A 16,680-nucleotide genomic window follows, 5' to 3' on the forward strand; every position below is an offset into this window, starting at 1 on the left:
CCTTAGAACATACCGGGCAGGTTGATGCCCAGATTTCCCGTTACCTTGGAAATTTTTTCCTGCATTTTTTCCTGAGCCTTTGTCATACCTTCGTTGACAGCAGCTACAATGAGATCCTGAAGCATTTCGATATCTTCGGGGTCAACGACTTCTTTCTCGATTTTGATGCCCAAAACCTGATTTTTGCCGTTCACCTGAACGCTTACCATGCCGCCGCCGGCGGAAGCTTCAACAACTTCCAGCGCTGCTTCAGCCTGCGCTTCCTCGATCTTTTTCTGCATCTTCTGCGCCTGCTTCATCATCATCTGAATATTCATGCGTAATTCTCCTTGGATTCTTTAATATATATTAGATTCTATTACTTACATTTAAACACCGGCTCAGTGCTTCACTAGGATAAACACAGCTTAACAGCCGGAGACAGGACACATAGCACGCCCTGAACTGCATATTATAAGACTAAATCAGATTTTTTCAAAGACAATAATAAAAATGTTTCACGGGAAACAATTAATCAGCTTCAGAGAAAAAGGGAGCTGAAAACGCCCCCTATTTCTTCCCTTCAATAACAATAACAAACGGAGCCTTGATCCCTTCGGGGAGCAGGTTAAGAATATCCGTTGCCGTACCTCTGTAGTTCTTTTCATCGGGCATTGAAATATTTATGGAAAGAGAGACTTTTTTCCCCACACCTTTAAGCTCCTCCAAAGTGCGGATCAGTGCATAAGGGCGTTCAAAAATAACTGCTGTCTGTTTAGTGTTCTTCATGTGGTTAAAGAACTTAAACCTGTCTGCCTTATCCTTTGGCGGAAAGCCCGCAAAAAGAAAAGTTTCAGCATAAAATCCACTGACAGAGATTGCCGCTGTCACTGCTGAAACAGCATTCAACGTGCGGATCTCCATTCCCGCTTTTATGCACATATCCACAAAGTCATAACCGGGGTCTGCAATACAGGGTGTGCCGGCATCTGAAAAGAGGATTGCTGTTCCGCAGGATGAGACATCCTTCATCAGCTCCGTCTTTTCCTCATCTGTGGAGTGTTCGTTGAGAAGTCTGTACTCATGCTCACGGCAGCCAACGGCGGCAAGGAAGCGCAAAGTTATCTTACGCTCCTCGCCGATTATCAAATCTGCGTTTTTTATCTCCTCAAGTGTGTAAGAGGGAAGCTGAGAATAGTTGCCGCTTATGGGTGAGGCTAAAACCTTAAGAACCGCCATCAGCCTATTATCTCCGCACCGCCGAGATATGGGCGGAGAACCTCAGGAACACTTATGCGTCCGTCCGGAAGCTGATAGTTTTCAAGCACTGCAACAAAGGTTCTGCCGACAGCCAGCCCTGACCCGTTGAGGGTGTAAACAAAATCCAGCCGTTTATCACCGGGTTTTCTGTAACGTATATTTGCTCTGCGTGCTTGAAAATCCATAAAGCAGCTGCATGATGATATTTCACGGTAGCAGTCCTGCCCCGGAAGCCAGACCTCTATGTCGTAAGTTTTTGCTGATGTAAAGCCTATATCGCCGGTGGAGAGTGTCATAACTCTGTAATGTATACCTAAAAGCTGAAGGATATTCTCGGCATCACTAAGAAGCAGTTCAAGCTCCTTCCAGCCTTCTTCCGGTTTAACGAACTTCACAAGTTCCACTTTATTGAACTGGTGCTGGCGGATAAGCCCTCGTACGTCTTTACCGTGTGAGCCTGCCTCTCTGCGGAAGCAGGGTGAATAGGCACAATGCTTTATGGGCAGGTCAGCTTCGTCCAGTATCTCACCTGCATAAAGGTTTGTTACGGGAACTTCGGCGGTGGGAATAAGATACAAACCATCACGCTCACATTTGAAAGCGTCCTCTTCAAACTTCGGGAGCTGACCTGTTCCGGTCATTGATGCTGCGTTCACAAGAAAAGGGGTCATAACTTCCGTGTATCCCCTTGAGGACTGAGTGTCCAGCATGAAGTTGATAAGCGCTCTCTCAAGCTTTGCCCCCATGCCTTTATATGCGGAAAAACGGGCTCCAGCCACTTTTGTGCCACGCTCAAAGTCAACAAGTCCGAGACTTTCGGCTATATCCCAGTGTGCCTTCGGCTCAAAAGCTAATGACGGTTTTACACCCCAGTCACGGTAAAGAGTGTTATCTTCTTCACTTTTGCCCACAGGTATAGAGTCATCAACGAGGTTAGGAAGAGTAAGCAGCATGCCCCGCTGGCGCTCCTGAACATCCGCAAGTTCTTTGTCCAGAGCGGCAATACGCTCTGAAACCTGCTTCATTTCCTTCTGCGCCGTTTCCACATCACCGCCCTGTTTTTTTATGAGCGGGAATAACTTGGAAAACTCGTTCCTTTTCTGTTTAAGCTCTTCGCCTTCGAGTATGAGCTTCTTTCTTTCCTCATCCAGAGCAAGGAGAGTATCAAAGTCAAACTCTGCTCCTCTTCTGGCCGTTTTTTCCTTAACCAGATCCAGGTTAGTAATAATATATTTTATATCAAGCATTTAATTATTCTCCACATCTCCGAGAGTGTCGGTTATTCTTGCAAGCAGTTTGGAAAGTTTTGATGTTATGCCCGACGAATATTTGCTGTCGGGAAATTCTCTTATCAAAGCTCTGTAGTATTTGATTGCTTCGGCTTCATATCCTTCCCTGTCAGCGTAGTAATCGCCCAGCAGACTGAGGCTTTCCGGATAAACCACTGTGTCCGGGTAGTTTTCCACAATGTACTGAAGCCTTTTAACCGCAGGTCTTTCCTTATCAGTGCGGAGATAAAATTTAGCTATAAGAAGCTCACGCTCACCAAGAAGCCCCCGGAGTTCTCGTATTTTATCCGCAAGTTCATATTCCTTGGCGTAACCGGGATTCTCATTTCTAAGCTCGCTGAAAATACGGAGCGCCTCTTCGGCATTCTTTATGTCTCTGTCCGGTGCGCCTATCTGCCTGTAGTAGCAGAGTCCAAGCCTGAGTTTGGCTCTGGGAGCATCGGAGGAGAAAGGGTAAATCCGGAGGTAAGTTTCATAGCTAGGGATGGCAAGGTCATAGTCTTTTGCAAGAAAGTGGCTGTCCGCAAGGAAAATCTGTGCATTACCTGCAATTTCAGGATCCTGAGCGCTCCTTATAGCTGCTTCAAAATGCTCCGCAGCGTCTTTAAACTTTTTCCGCTCAAAATACTGCATACCTTTCTGCATGCTCACTTCGGCGGGAATCTCTTTGGGCGGCTGCTTGGCGCAGGAAACGGCAATTACCATAGCAGTCATGATTATAAGGAGTTTACGCATCAGCTTTACCTCTGCTGTTTTATAAAATTTATCTTTTGTTTAAAGCGGTCTTACGATTTCACAAACTATGTCGGGGTAACTTATTTTTTCTATACGGCAGATATAAGGACCGTAGCCGTTTATGGCTTCGGAGTCTGTGAAGAGAACTTTTCCGTCCACTTCAGGCGCCTGAAAAAGCGCTCTGCCTTCCATTAGAAAACCGAATTCCTCATTAGGTTTTTCTGCAAAACAGATGATGTCATTTTTCTTAACTTTTTTCAAGCGTTCACGGGTGTTTTTTATCTGTGCTTTGCGAAGCGCACCGATTCTGCCCCGAACCTTGCGTCCGTCCACCTTCATACCCATTGCCGTGGCTTTTGTTCCTTCTTCGGGATAAAAAGGGAAAAAGCCCGCATAATCCGGCTTATAGACCTTAACAAACTCAAGGAGTTCATCAAACTCCTCATCTGTCTCCCCTGGAAAACCCACAATCATCGTAGTGCGGATAAAAGCAGAAGGGTCTATCTCCCTGATCATCCTGAAAACACGCTTTATATCATCAGGTGTGGACTTTCTGTTCATATCCTTAAGGACACGCTTATTTATATGCTGAACCGGAATATCATAATAACTCAATATTTTATCAGACTTTTCCACAAGCTTCACAAGCTCTTCATTAACTCCGTCCGGATTCAGATACATTATCCTGACGTAAAAATCGCCTTCAATCTTATCTATTTCACGTAAAAGCCTGCAAAGCATGGGCTTTTTGTAAATATCCGTTCCGTATTTGGTGTTATCCTGCGAAACGAGAACAAATTCCTTGACTCCCTGCTCCTTGAGGGCGGTTATTTCGTTTACTATATCCTCAATGCGTCTGCCAGTGAGGTTTCCTCTGATTGAGGGAATGGTGCAGTAAGTGCAGCGGTTGTTGCACCCTTCGGATATTTTTATATATGCACTGAATGGCACACCCGTAAGAACACGGGCTCCGCCGTAAAGGAAATCACGCTCTTTTTTAACAGGCTCGATCCCTTCCAGATAAGCTATAACATCGCTCATCTTGCCGACGCCTGTGTGAAAATCTATCTCAGGCAGTTCTCCGGCCACATCGTTTTTAAAACGCTCTGTCATGCAGCCTGTTACAATAAGTTTTGCGTCAGGCTTTTTTACCTGCGCCGCCTCAAGAACCGCCTCCACAGCTTCATTCACCGCAGGCTCGATAAACCCGCAGGTGTTTATTATTATGGCGTCAGCCTCTGTCATATCCAGACTTATTTCATGGCCTCCCTCCTGAAGAGAGCCCATGAGGTATTCAAGATCCACTTTGTTTTTTGAACATCCTAAACTGATGTAAGAAATCTTCATATTGTCCTTTTGGTTTTGTATTTTTATATGATTTCAGCAGCCGTTTTCTTCAAACCATTTTTTAGCAAGAATACAGTCTTCATCTATGGCTTTGATCAGAGTTTCCACATTCGGGAACTTCTCTTCCGGACGGACATACTTAAGCAGCTCTATCTCAACATCCTTTCCGTAAATGTCATCATGAAAATCGAATATGTGGGTTTCCACCTTCATCTGATCAGGAAAGCTGAACGTGGGGCGTCTGCCTATGTTTGTTACAGATTTATGCCTCACGTCGTCTATAACCGCTATGCTGATATAGATTCCCGCCTTCGGGATCAGTTCATTGCGGAAGTCGATATTTGCAGTGGGATAACCAAGCTGTCTTCCAACTTTGTTTCCGTCCACCACAGTTCCTTCGATGAAGAATGGTCTGCCGAGAAACTCCCCGGCCTTTTCCACATCGCCTTCCTTAAGGAAGTTTCGTATATTCGTACTGGAGACAGTGATGCCGCCGCAGGTGACCTGAGAGACACGGACAGCTGTAAAGCCGTATTTCTTGCCAAGGGTGACAAGAAGATTGTAATCACCTTTTCTTCCTTTGCCGAAATGGTAGTCATACCCGACTATAACAACAGCGGCACGGAACTTTTTAACCACAAATTCTCTGACAAATACTTCCGGGTCTATATCTGCGAACTTTCTGCTGAATTCGAGAATAAACATTTTTTCCACACCGGCATCGGCGAAGGATTTTATCTTCGTATCCTCAGTCATTATAAGTTTGAGATCAGCGCCGAAAAACTTCATGGGATGCGGCTGAAAGGTCACCACAGCAGGTACAAGCCCTTTGGTGCGGGAAATATTGCAGAGCCTGTCTGTTATTGCCTTGTGTCCCAGATGGAAACCGTCAAAATTTCCCAGAACAACAGCATGAGGCTTTTCGGTGAAAAACTCGTCTATATTTCGGATTATCTGCATTGCGCCAAAATATGCCAAACAGTCAGGATACGCAAGAATTTTCAGAAATATGCCTCCTTTGGCATCTAAGCTCTAAACTTGACTGCACATTTGCCGAAAAAAAGTGTATACGTATGTTTGTATTTCTGGAGTAAAATTCAGTATTAACATTATTCGGCGGTATATATGTTCCTTTCAAAAAAACACACGGTTTATGTCAAGAATCTGGATATAAACTTTGAAGTCAAATCCGGCAAAAACCTTTTTAATGCGCTGGAGGAGAACGGAATAAAAATTTCAAACCTGTGCAGCGGAAACGGTCAGTGCGGAAAATGCAAGGTAAGGATAGAAAGCAAAAGTATCAACAAACCCACACGCCTTGAACGAAAATCGCTCTCTGATCTGAGCATAGGTATGGGAATACGCCTTGCCTGTGAATATGCAGTTAAGAGCGACATTGTTGTGGACACCGATGAACCATCCAGAAGAGCCAATGAAGATCCGTGCGTTCTTTCAGTGCAGACACTCGCCAGAATAGAAGAAACACCCGTAGTTGAAGATGTTTACGGTGCTGATGAGCCCATAGTTGAAGAATCAGAATCAGCGCAAGCCGAAGAGGATGAAAATGAGTTTAAGTCTGTTCTCACCGGCGGAATGTTCCGCCCGCAGGACGAACAGCCGGAATATATTGAAGAAGAAGCAAAACAGGAAGAGTCTGAACCTGAAATTCTTATTGAAGAAAAAGAGGATGAAGAGCCGGTTATAGTAAAATATACTGAACCGGAACTCGAACAGACTGAAGAGGAGGATCGGGGTGTTGATTACAGCACCGACGGCATACTCCTTATTCAGGCACCCAGAGGAGTTACATACTTCCACTACTCCGCAGGAATAGGAAGCATTTCCTCAAGGGACTTCATAGAAACAGACAGAACCCTTGCAGAGCTGCTCCGACAGGGTGAGCTTAAACAGTTTCTTGCTGCTAATCTCCAATACAGCGGCTATGAACGAGCAATACTTATCCTCAGTGAAAAGCACTTTGAGGGTGAGACTGTATTCGGGCTTATAAACTACTGCAGCTTCACCAATGACAATCTTTTCTGCGAAGTCATACAGCCTGCGGGTTCACCGAAAGATATTCTCAAATTTTTCCGTTTTCTTAATCAGACTTCGGGAAGAAAAATGATTATACCCCTTGATGCACTAGAGAAAATATACTTTTTCAACAGCGGCACAATTATGGGCATGGACGCATCTTTAAGAAGTGATTTTCTTTTTGAGCATATTAAAGTCAGCGGTAAAAACCCCGTTACAAAAATATCAGATGATTTGATGGGATATGAAAAGAAAAATGCTGATCTTCCGCCTGATTCAATATCTCTCTCCGTTCTGTTTAAAACCGCAGCACTGCTTTACAGCAAGGGGCTTCTTTCCAGACAGTTCAAGCTGGCAGATAAAATGTCCCTAGTGGGCGACGGGCTGGAAGGCGGGCATCATATACGCCTGATAGCCAAGTTTACAAGCCAGTCATTCAAGATAGATTCAGGACATGATATAGTCATTCCGCAGGCTGCTTTTGATGATCTCTTCATACTAAGAAACTTCATCCATGCAGCCATAAAATATGCTGAAAAACGCTGCGGAAAGCCGGATACTGTAATATTCTATTCACTGTTTCCCGTCAAAGAACTTGCAGACAGCATGATAACTCTGGAAATGGTTCCCAAACGTTACCATGAGGTGATAAGAACTTTTTCAGAAGATCCGACTCTCTTTGCCATTAATTTTTTCCACAATTCATCAGTTCTTTCATACATTGAAAGCACACTGAAAATGGGGGATGATATCTCTCTGGATGACGAAATATTTGCAGGTATATACGAAAAGGCGGAAGCGGAGTTTATGGAAGGATAAAACAAAGCCCCTGACCTGAAGAAGGAAAGGGGCTGATAATTTATAAGTTATTTATTCTGTCTCAGTCTTTCATTGCTATAACAGTATTCACAGCTTCCATCAGTTCGGCTGCACGTACAGGCTTATTGAGGTATATAACCACTCCGCCGTCAGTTGCTTTCTTATATGTTTTAAATGAACCGAAAGCCGTTATCATTATTGCTTTTGCGTTTTTGTCGATCTGTTTCAGTCTTTCAAGGAAAGCAAGTCCGTCCATTTCAGGCATACGGAGGTCGGTCACAACTATATCAAACTTCTCTTCTTTAAGAAGTTCAATCGCCTTAAGAGCGTCTTCTGCCATGCTTACTTTGTAATTTTCCATCTCAAGAACTTCGGCATAACCGAGTCTTGTGTGTTCTTCATCATCCACGACAAGAATCTTAATATCTTTCATGCTCTTATCTCTCGTCATCGTATTTTATGATTTCCCCGTACTGATAAAGGGGAAATACTGTTGAAATAGCACTCTTATAAAGAAGCTGCTGTCTTCCCTCAAAGGAGGTGAGTATCGTGTAGTTGTCAAACCCTATGAGAGAGCCTCTTATCTTCACACCATTGGTAAGAAAGCTTATAATAGGTGACTTGGATTTGCGGACTTCGTTCAGAAAAATATCCTGCATCGGAGGGCGTGTATGTCTCGGATGCTTGCCCTGATGGGTGTGGTAATAAATTTTGCTGATGAAGTCTATATCAACTACGGTTCTGGCGGAAGCAACTGTTGCGATGTCTCTCTTGGAAAGAAGAATTTTGATGTCAGCATCGTCTATAATGAAATGATACTGATCGAAATCCACAATTTTTCCCCTGAAGCGTTCCTTGTTCCTCATAATGAACATCAAGGGAACGTTCTTATTCCTCGCATTATGCATGAACACAAATTCAATCTGGGCATAAATAGACATTTTCCCTGCCTTGTAAACTCAAAGAGTAATAATATGTCCCGTATCCGGGCTTTAACGTAATATACCAACACAAATCAATAATGTCAAAAATGTGTTGAACATGCGTGATCTGTTTGGGAATAATCATATAGATATAAACATTAGAAGGATATTTCAACCATAATAATTCATTTTACTGTATAATGTTGAAAAAAGATCAGTAATTTACCACAGAACTTTTCAACACCGAAAACCTTAACAGACAAGGCTAAATATCACTTGTAAACAGTTTCAAGATACCCTATTATTACTTACTATTAAAATTACATTAATATATAAAGCAGGGGAGTCCATGAGGTTTAAAGTTGTCAGGGACGATATCTTCCCTTTCGTCCAATATGCAAACAGCTACACCAGCCCGAAGAACCTGAATACGGTGCTTCAAAACATCCTGATCGATGCTGAAAGCGATACTCTCAGCCTTCGTTCAACAAATATGCAGATAGGTTTTTCCGGCTCGCTCAAAGCAGCAGTGGAAGAAATAGGTTCTGCAACCGTCTCAGGCAAAAAACTGATGGATATCCTGAAAGAACTTCCTGAAGGCGCTGTTGTTGACTTCTATCATGACGGTTCAAAGCTGAACATAAAATCCGGAAAATCAAGCTTTCGTCTTTCGACCATAAGCCCTGAGATGTTTCCGACTATGTCAGAAATCAAGCCTGAATATTTTATCAAGGTGAAGAGCGAAACTCTTCAGACCCTTCTTAAAAGAACTGCATTCTGCATTTCCAATGACTCATCAAAAATTGAGTACACCGGAGCGCACTTCAGTGTTTACGGCAACAGACTGGAAATTTCTGCTGCTGACTTTCAGAGGATAGCCACTTCCAAAGCTGGATTTGAAGAGGAATTTTCAGACGAATTTACCATAAACATTCCTAAAAAAACCATCATGGAACTGATGAAAATCCTTGATATAACCGAGTTTGTGGATGTTGAAACCGATAAGAAGCAGGTTCTTTTCAAAGTCGGCGACATTGTTATTTACTCAAAGCTGATAGAAAAATATATCAAGAGTATTACCAAGCTCTTTGAAGCCGAATACCCCATCAAGGCTAAGATAAACACCAAGGCATTTGTTGAGGTTGTAAGAAGAGTATCTGCAATCACAAGTGAAATTACTCACGGTGTTGTTCTCTCTTTCAACAACGGAAATCTTTCGATAAACAGCCTTGAAACTGAGTATGGTCAGGGACATGAAACGATGGACGACATAATCTACAACGGCGAGGACATGGATATTATTTTCAATGCACGCCACATGCTTGAGATCGTGACAAACATCAATTCTGAATATTTCTCCCTTGAAATGCAGGGAAGAAGAAGTCCGGCGGTTATCCTCCCGGAGGATGAATCGTACAAATATCTGGTGGTTCCAATCTCCATCGATAAGTTCTGATGCTGATAGAGAGTATCCGTTTACAGAATTTCCGATGCCATGCCGACTCAAAATTTATTTTTGACAAGGCAACTTTCATAGAGGGCGAAAACGGCTCCGGCAAAACAAGTGTTGTCGAAGCCGTTTATCTTCTCCTCAACCTCAAAAGCTTCAAAGAGCCTTCACCGAAAAGTGTAACAAGCTTCGGAGCAGATTTTCTGCGCATTGAGGCATCTTACTCCTCTGCAGATGATTCAGGCGGACTGATTTATTTTTTTGAGGATGCAAGGACGCTGAAAAAAAACGGTGTCTGCGTTTTAGATATTCCTGAATATCTTGCATCCAGTCCTGTTTTTTGTTTCTCGCCTGATACAAGCACGATTTTAGCGAAGGACCAGAAGGTGAGGCGGAACTACATTGATCGCCTATGCTTCTACCGCGAGAGGGCACATATTTTCGATCTCAGGTACTATAATCGCCTCATCTCCCAGAAAACAGCAGAACTTCAGAAACAGAGACCGGATAAAAACTACATTGACACAGTAAATGAGAAAATTATCGAAATGTGCAGTAAAATTTCTTTAAGGAGAAAAGCTGCGACCGATATGATAAATTCCCGTCTTCAGCTTATGTACAATGATTTTGGGGGTTCCGATGAATTTTTTACTCTGGATTATGTGACTAACAGCGGCAATTTAGATGTCCTCAACAAAGAAGCTTCTGCGACAAGATGCCTTTACGGAATCCACAGAGACAGGTTTTACAGCAGGAACACAGGAAGAATTTATGATAAATTTTCATCCTACGGTCAGAAAAAAACATTTGAGCTTCTTGTTTTATCAGCAATTTTATTAGATGTTGAAGAAATGCTCAAAACTGATATAATAACCCTTTTAGATGATTTTGAAGCAGGTTTGGATGAAAAACGCTCAGCTGCCTTCTTTTCCATATTTTCCGGTGAAAGGCAGGTCATAATGACAGGTGTAAAAAACCGTATATTCACGGATATACGTACTATAGGGCTGTGAACCCAGTTCGCACGCCCACTAATACATTGCGGGCTTGATTGCCCGTTTTGCGGTTTTATCCGCAGTTTTGAAATAAATAGTCAGGTGAACAATGCAGAATAATTACAGTGAAGACAGTATTAAGGTTCTGGAAGGGCTGGAAGCAGTCAGACAGAGACCGGGTATGTACATCGGCTCCACCGGGGCAAGGGGTCTTCATCACCTTGTTTACGAAGTTGTTGATAACTCCATTGACGAAGCTATGGCAGGCTACTGCGACACTGTTACCGTCATACTGCACGTTGACGGCTCAGTGACTGTTGAGGATAACGGAAGGGGAATCCCTGTCGGCATACACCCTAAGGTAGGCAAACCTACGGTTGAGGTTGTTATGACAACACTCCACGCCGGCGGTAAGTTCGATTCAGGTTCGTACTATGCTTCAGGCGGTCTTCATGGTGTGGGCGTTTCTGTTGTAAACGCCTTGAGTGAATCATTTGAGGTAACAGTCAGGCGTGACGGCGGCGTATTTTATCAGAAATATGAAATCGGAAAACCTGCCTGTGAGTTCGGACGCATTGGAAACTCTGACAGAACCGGAACCACAGTAACTTTTAAGCCGGATCTGAAAATATTTGAAACAACAGAATACTCCTTTGATACCCTTTCCAGAAGGCTCAGGGAGCTTGCTTATCTTAACAGCGGACTGAAGATAAAAATCATAGACGAACGCTTCGATCAGGAGCAGGAATACCACGCTGAAGGCGGTATTGTAAGTTATCTTAAGTTCCTGAATAAGAATAAGATAATGATTCTCGAAGAACCCATGTACTTCAAAGGCGAGTACGAAGGGATAACCGCAGAAGTAGCTATAACCTATAACGACACCTACAACGAGAGCATATATTCCTTTGTAAACAACATCCATACGGAAGAGGGCGGAACCCATGAATCCGGCTTTAAATCCGGCTATACAAAGGTTTTCAACAGCTTTATATCCAAACAGAATATCTCCAAAGAGAAGGAATCTCTCACCGGAGATGACGTCCGTGAGGGTATGAGTGCGATTATCTCTGTGAGAATAAACGAGCCTGTCTTTGAAGGGCAGACAAAAACCAAGCTTGGTTCATCCGCCGCTAAAACCGCTGTTGAGTCGATACTCACCAGCAGCCTGGGTGACTACTTTGAGGAGAATCCGCTGGTAGTCAAAAAGGTATATGAAAAGGCTCTTCAGGCATTCCGTGCCAGAGAAGCTGCGAGAAAAGCAAAAGAGCTTACCCGCCGTAAAAACGCCCTTGAAATTTCTACTCTCCCCGGCAAACTTGCAGATTGTCAGGAAAAAGACCCGCAGCATTCAGAACTCTTCATCGTTGAAGGGGACTCTGCGGGCGGTTCTGCAAAACAGGGACGTGACAGGCGTCATCAGGCTATTCTGCCCCTTAAGGGTAAAATACTTAACGTTGAGAAGGCAAGATACGATAAGCTGCTTTCAAACAACGAAATACGAACCATAATAACAGCCCTTGGCACGGGAATCGGAAAGGATGATTTCAACGTTGAAAAGCTCCGCTATCACAAAATAATAATCATGACGGATGCCGATGTGGACGGTGCGCATATCTCAACACTGCTCCTGACTTTTTTCTTCCGCCATATGAAAGAAATAATAGAACGCGGATATCTCTACATAGCCAGTCCGCCACTTTATAAAGTGAAAAAAGGGAAAAACGAACGCTACATTCAGAATGAGGAAGTTATGGCTGATTTCCTCCTTGACCTCGGTCTTGAGGATGTGGAGATAGAGAATGTCGAAAAGCATAGATACAAGGAACTGCTGCTTAACCTCGGCAAGCTGAACAAGATGATTATTAAATACGTTAAAAAAGGCTACACAAGAGAGCTTGTGAAGTTTATGGCGATGTATCAGAACCTTGTTCCTCAGAACCTTGCAGATAAAGACTTTGTGGATGCCTTCTACAATGCTTTGAGAGAAAAGGGTCTTTTCAGCGCCTATGTTAACACCGAAATTCACTACAACGAAGAATTCAGCAGATATAATATAAAGCTGGAAACTGCTACACAGACTTATAAAATAAATACTGATCTCGTTGGTTCTCCGGAGTTTAAGGAGCTTAGAAGACTTGGGGTGTACCTTAAAGAGCTTGGCGATGCTCCCCATAAGATAAAAGTCGGTGAAGAGACAAACACCTTCACCTCTCTTACCAATCTTCTTCACTTCATTGAGGAAAGGGGTAAAAAAGGTCTTGGTATCCAGCGTTACAAAGGTCTCGGTGAAATGAACCCTGAGCAGCTCTGGGAAACCACAGTTGATCCCGAGAGAAGGACTCTTTACAAAGTTACCATAGAGGATGCGGAAGCAGCGGATGAGCTGTTCAGTCTCCTGATGGGTGATGTTGTTCTTCCAAGGCGTGAGTTTATTGAAACAAACGCTCTCAATGTAAGAAATCTGGACGTTTAGGTGAATGATGGAAAATAAAGGAATTATCAATCTTAATATTGAGGACTCTCTCAAGGACAGCTACCTCGATTACGCCATGAGCGTTATCGTGGGAAGAGCTTTGCCTGATGTGCGGGACGGTCTGAAGCCCGTTCACAGACGTTCCCTTTTCGCCATGCACGAGATGGGTGTTTATTATAACAAACCCTATAAAAAATCCGCACGTATCGTCGGTGATGTTATAGGTAAGTACCACCCCCACGGTGATTCCGCTGTTTATGACACAGTGGTCCGTATGGCGCAGGATTTCTCACTCCGCTATCCGCTTGTGGATGGTCAGGGTAACTTCGGCTCTGTTGACGGAGACCGTGCTGCTGCCATGAGGTACACCGAGGTAAGGCTTTCAAAAATCAGCGATGAGTTTGTGAGCGATCTCGATAAGGATACAGTTGACTTTACCGACAACTACGACGGTTCGATGCAGGAACCATCCGTTTTCCCCACGAGGATACCTAATCTCCTTGTTAACGGGACAAGCGGTATTGCTGTCGGCATGGCTACCAATATTCCTCCCCATAACCTCACAGAAACTATAGACGCCCTTATGCTCATGATAGATAACGAAGAATACACCGAAGACGATATTTTTTCTGTTATCAAAGGACCGGATTTCCCCACTGCGGGTATGATTCTCGGGCGTGAGGATATCTACAAGGCATATAAAACAGGCAGAGGCTCCATAACCATAAGAGCCAAAAGCCACATAGAAGAGACTAAAACCGGTAAGGAAATGATCGTTGTTGATGAGCTGCCTTATCAGGTGAATAAGGCTCTTCTCATAGAAAAAATAGCCGAACTGGTGCGTGATAAGGTTGTTACGGGAATTTCTGATCTCCGTGATGAGTCTGACCGTGACGGAATACGTGTGGTTATTGAGCTTAAACGTGAGCAGATGCCGGATGTTCTTCTCAATCAGCTCTATAAATACACCCAGATGCAGACAACTTTCGGCATGAATATGGTGGCGATTGTTGACGGCAGACCTCAGACCCTCACACTTCAGAAGATACTTGAAGCGTTTCTGGATCACAGGGTTGTGGTTGTAACCCGTAGAACACGCTACCTTCTTGATAAAGCTGAAAGACGTCTACATATTTTAGAAGGCTTGATAAAGGCTGTTGAAAACATTGATGAAGTCATCAGACTTATCAAAACATCTAAAGACACGCCGGAAGCAAAACTCAAACTGAAAGAGGCTTTCAGCTTCAGCGATGCCCAGAGTCAGGCTATACTTGAAATGAGACTCAGCAAGCTTACAGGTCTTGAGATCGAAAAGCTTCAGGCTGAATATGAAGAAACCTTAAAAGACATAGAATACTATACAAGCATCCTCGGCAGCAGAAGTATCATGATGGGTGTTATCCGTGATGAACTTAACGAAGTTAAGGAAAAATACGGTGATGAAAGAAGAACTGAAATAGTTGCAGCCGCAGGGGAATTCAACATGGAAGACCTCATCCCTGACAGCGAAACAGTTGTGACCATCACCCACAACGGATACATTAAACGTACTCTCCTTGACAACTTCGTGGCGCAGAAGCGCGGCGGAAAAGGCAAGAGCGGTGCTAAGAGTAAAGGTGACGACTTTGCAGAAAGAATGCTGGTTACCACCAACCATGCTAAGGTATTCTTCTTTACCAACACAGGTAAAATCCACTTCCTTAAAGTTTACGAAATACCGGAAAGTGCAAGGGACACCAAGGGCAGACACCTTAGCAACCTGCTTACCTTTGATAAAGAAGAGAACCTTGCCTCTGTAGTCACACTGAGCGAAGCAGACAACGAGAAATATCTTTTTATGTCAACTAAGCTCGGTGTTGTTAAGAAAACCCCCGTCATGGACTTCAAAAGCGGAAGAAGCGGCATGATTGCCCTTAAACTCCGTGATGGTGATGAAATTATGGCTGCTGACGTTACTACAGATAACGACAGTATTTTCCTTGCTACCAGAAACGGCAAGACCATACAGTTCAGCTCCCTTGATGTCCGTGCCATGGGCAGGGCAGCAACAGGTGTGAGAGGAATTAATCTGGAAGATGCTGACGAAGTAGTTTCTATGGAAGTTCTCACCGGACACCCTTATATTCTTAATGTGACCGAATACGGTTACGGAAAATGCTCTCTTGTGGCCGATTACAGGCTCCAGACAAGGGGCGGAAAGGGTGTTAAACTCTGCAAGGTAAGCCCGAAAACAGGTCTTGTCTGCGGTGCTAAACAGGTAAATGAAGAGGATGATGTTATGCTGATCACAAAGGGCGGCAAAATTATCAGACTCTCCGTTAAGGAAATACCCGTCATGGGCAGGGACACTCAGGGTGTTAAACTCATGTCCACCGATGAAGACAGAATTATATCCTTCGCAACAGTCAAAGAAGAAGATGCTGAGGAAGAAGAATAAAACAATAAAGCGGGAAAGCCCTGAAAAGCTTTCCCCTGACTTTTATTAAACAAAACCTTTAAACAAAGGAGATAATGCAATGCCGACGAAGATTGACGGAAAAGAGCTGGCACAGAAGATCAGAAACGGTCTTAAAGAGAAAGCAGCAGAATTCAAAGACAAAACCGGACGGGTGCCCGGTCTTGCCGTTATCCTTGTGGGTGAAGATCCCGCAAGTCAGGTTTATGTCCGCATGAAAAACAAGGCCTGTGAAGAAGCCGGCTTTAAATCCATAGTAGACAGAATGCCTGATACTACAACTACAGACGAGCTTCTCGCCCGTGTTGAGCAGTATAACAACGATGATACTATCAACGGTATCCTTGTTCAGCTTCCGCTGCCCAAACAGATTGATGAGAAAAAGGTTCTTTACGCTATCAAGCCTGAAAAGGATGTTGACGGCTTCCACCCTGTGAATGTGGGTCTTCTTAATATAGGTGAGGATGCACTCGCTCCATGCACTCCGGCAGGTGTTATGGTTATGTTTGAAGAATACGGCATAGAACTCAGCGGCAAAAATGTTGCTGTCCTCGGCAGGAGCAATATTGTCGGTAAGCCGATGGCTGCACTCCTCATAAAAGCAAACGCTACAGTTACCATATGTCACTCCCGCACAAAAAACATTAAAGATATATGCCGTAAGTCAGATATTATTGTTGCTGCAATCGGGAAGGCAAACTTTGTCACTGCTGATATGGTCAGTGATGGTGCTGTTATTATAGATGTTGGAATAAACAGGCTGAATGATAAGCTTGTGGGCGATGTGGATTATGAAGCTGTTTACACTAAGGCTTCATATATTACTCCTGTTCCCGGCGGTGTCGGTCCTATGACCATAGCCATGCTTCTCAGCAACACGCTTAAAGCATTTGAGAAAACACTTTAATAGGGTATATG

14 protein-coding genes are annotated in these 16,680 nt (G+C 43.7%); 6 read left to right on the plus strand and 8 right to left on the minus strand.

The features are described from left to right. Positions 1 to 2: 2 nt before the first annotated feature. The 6 genes from ACYRYY_RS08610 to ribF all read right to left on the minus strand — a co-directional run bounded on the left by ACYRYY_RS08610 (position 3) and on the right by ribF (position 5,570). The gene (locus ACYRYY_RS08610) at positions 3 to 317 is read right to left on the minus strand and encodes a YbaB/EbfC family nucleoid-associated protein (RefSeq protein WP_460215195.1); all 315 of its coding nucleotides are present in this window, start codon (positions 315 to 317) and stop codon (positions 3 to 5) included. Between the two features lie 232 nt (positions 318 to 549). Then, complete coding sequence (locus tag ACYRYY_RS08615; protein ID WP_460215196.1) at positions 550 to 1,218, minus strand: SAM-dependent methyltransferase; 669 nt, start codon at positions 1,216 to 1,218, stop codon at positions 550 to 552. After that, positions 1,218 to 2,486, minus strand: a complete 1,269-nt coding sequence (gene serS, locus ACYRYY_RS08620; RefSeq protein WP_460215197.1) for a serine--tRNA ligase — start codon at positions 2,484 to 2,486, stop codon at positions 1,218 to 1,220. Before serS ends, ACYRYY_RS08615 begins: the two co-directional genes overlap by 1 nt. After that, positions 2,487 to 3,263, minus strand: a complete 777-nt coding sequence (locus ACYRYY_RS08625; protein ID WP_460215198.1) for an outer membrane protein assembly factor BamD — start codon at positions 3,261 to 3,263, stop codon at positions 2,487 to 2,489. A gap of 39 nt (positions 3,264 to 3,302) precedes the next feature. After that, positions 3,303 to 4,610 (minus strand): 30S ribosomal protein S12 methylthiotransferase RimO, encoded by a 1,308-nt coding sequence (gene rimO / locus ACYRYY_RS08630; RefSeq protein WP_460215199.1) that lies wholly within the window; start codon positions 4,608 to 4,610, stop codon positions 3,303 to 3,305. Between the two features lie 33 nt (positions 4,611 to 4,643). After that, positions 4,644 to 5,570, minus strand: coding sequence for a riboflavin biosynthesis protein RibF (gene ribF / locus ACYRYY_RS08635; RefSeq protein WP_460215200.1), 927 nt, complete (start codon positions 5,568 to 5,570; stop codon positions 4,644 to 4,646). Between the two features lie 165 nt (positions 5,571 to 5,735). On the opposite strand from ribF, the gene ACYRYY_RS08640 reads away from it, so the two are divergent. After that, positions 5,736 to 7,463 (plus strand): 2Fe-2S iron-sulfur cluster-binding protein, encoded by a 1,728-nt coding sequence (locus tag ACYRYY_RS08640; RefSeq protein ID WP_460215201.1) that lies wholly within the window; start codon positions 5,736 to 5,738, stop codon positions 7,461 to 7,463. Between the two features lie 61 nt (positions 7,464 to 7,524). Here ACYRYY_RS08640 and ACYRYY_RS08645 read toward each other — a convergent pair whose 3' ends face one another. Further along, positions 7,525 to 7,896 carry a response regulator gene (locus ACYRYY_RS08645; RefSeq protein ID WP_460215202.1) on the minus strand — a complete coding sequence of 124 codons (372 nt, stop codon included), beginning with the start codon at positions 7,894 to 7,896 and terminating at the stop codon, positions 7,525 to 7,527. Positions 7,897 to 7,900: 4 nt separating this feature from the next. Beyond that, complete coding sequence (gene hfq, locus ACYRYY_RS08650) at positions 7,901 to 8,404, minus strand: RNA chaperone Hfq (protein ID WP_460215203.1); 504 nt, start codon at positions 8,402 to 8,404, stop codon at positions 7,901 to 7,903. A gap of 331 nt (positions 8,405 to 8,735) precedes the next feature. Between hfq and dnaN the strand changes: the two genes are divergently transcribed. The 5 genes from dnaN to folD all read left to right on the plus strand — a co-directional run bounded on the left by dnaN (position 8,736) and on the right by folD (position 16,669). Then, positions 8,736 to 9,842, plus strand: a complete 1,107-nt coding sequence (dnaN, locus tag ACYRYY_RS08655) for a DNA polymerase III subunit beta (RefSeq protein WP_460215204.1) — start codon at positions 8,736 to 8,738, stop codon at positions 9,840 to 9,842. Beyond that, positions 9,842 to 10,849: a DNA replication/repair protein RecF gene (gene recF, locus ACYRYY_RS08660; protein WP_460215205.1), complete on the plus strand. Its 1,008-nt coding sequence runs from the start codon at positions 9,842 to 9,844 to the stop codon at positions 10,847 to 10,849. The genes dnaN and recF overlap by 1 nt, the downstream gene beginning before the upstream one ends. Positions 10,850 to 10,940: 91 nt before the next feature. After that, positions 10,941 to 13,307: a DNA topoisomerase (ATP-hydrolyzing) subunit B gene (gene gyrB / locus ACYRYY_RS08665; RefSeq protein ID WP_460215206.1), complete on the plus strand. Its 2,367-nt coding sequence runs from the start codon at positions 10,941 to 10,943 to the stop codon at positions 13,305 to 13,307. Between the two features lie 4 nt (positions 13,308 to 13,311). Further along, the gene (gene gyrA, locus ACYRYY_RS08670; protein ID WP_460215207.1) at positions 13,312 to 15,744 is read left to right on the plus strand and encodes a DNA gyrase subunit A; all 2,433 of its coding nucleotides are present in this window, start codon (positions 13,312 to 13,314) and stop codon (positions 15,742 to 15,744) included. 79 nt (positions 15,745 to 15,823) lie between these two features. Beyond that, positions 15,824 to 16,669, plus strand: a complete 846-nt coding sequence (folD, locus tag ACYRYY_RS08675; protein WP_460215208.1) for a bifunctional methylenetetrahydrofolate dehydrogenase/methenyltetrahydrofolate cyclohydrolase FolD — start codon at positions 15,824 to 15,826, stop codon at positions 16,667 to 16,669. Positions 16,670 to 16,680 lie beyond the last annotated feature (11 nt).

Source organism: Geovibrio sp. ADMFC3, assembly GCF_054687035.1.

Excerpts from the sequence above, each read along its gene's own strand:
- hfq (WP_460215203.1), bottom strand. The coding sequence starts at position 8,404 with ATGTCTATTTATGCCCAGATTGAATTTGTGTTCATGCATAATGCGAGG.
- gyrB (WP_460215206.1), top strand. The coding sequence starts at position 10,941 with ATGCAGAATAATTACAGTGAAGACAGTATTAAGGTTCTGGAAGGGCTG.
- ACYRYY_RS08640 (WP_460215201.1), top strand. The coding sequence starts at position 5,736 with ATGTTCCTTTCAAAAAAACACACGGTTTATGTCAAGAATCTGGATATA.
- ACYRYY_RS08645 (WP_460215202.1), bottom strand. The coding sequence starts at position 7,896 with ATGAAAGATATTAAGATTCTTGTCGTGGATGATGAAGAACACACAAGA.
- ribF (WP_460215200.1), bottom strand. The coding sequence starts at position 5,570 with ATGCAGATAATCCGAAATATAGACGAGTTTTTCACCGAAAAGCCTCAT.
- folD (WP_460215208.1), top strand. The coding sequence starts at position 15,824 with ATGCCGACGAAGATTGACGGAAAAGAGCTGGCACAGAAGATCAGAAAC.
- gyrA (WP_460215207.1), top strand. The coding sequence starts at position 13,312 with ATGATGGAAAATAAAGGAATTATCAATCTTAATATTGAGGACTCTCTC.
- ACYRYY_RS08610 (WP_460215195.1), bottom strand. The coding sequence starts at position 317 with ATGAATATTCAGATGATGATGAAGCAGGCGCAGAAGATGCAGAAAAAG.
- ACYRYY_RS08625 (WP_460215198.1), bottom strand. The coding sequence starts at position 3,263 with ATGCGTAAACTCCTTATAATCATGACTGCTATGGTAATTGCCGTTTCC.
- recF (WP_460215205.1), top strand. The coding sequence starts at position 9,842 with ATGCTGATAGAGAGTATCCGTTTACAGAATTTCCGATGCCATGCCGAC.
- rimO (WP_460215199.1), bottom strand. The coding sequence starts at position 4,610 with ATGAAGATTTCTTACATCAGTTTAGGATGTTCAAAAAACAAAGTGGAT.
- serS (WP_460215197.1), bottom strand. The coding sequence starts at position 2,486 with ATGCTTGATATAAAATATATTATTACTAACCTGGATCTGGTTAAGGAA.
- dnaN (WP_460215204.1), top strand. The coding sequence starts at position 8,736 with ATGAGGTTTAAAGTTGTCAGGGACGATATCTTCCCTTTCGTCCAATAT.
- ACYRYY_RS08615 (WP_460215196.1), bottom strand. The coding sequence starts at position 1,218 with ATGGCGGTTCTTAAGGTTTTAGCCTCACCCATAAGCGGCAACTATTCT.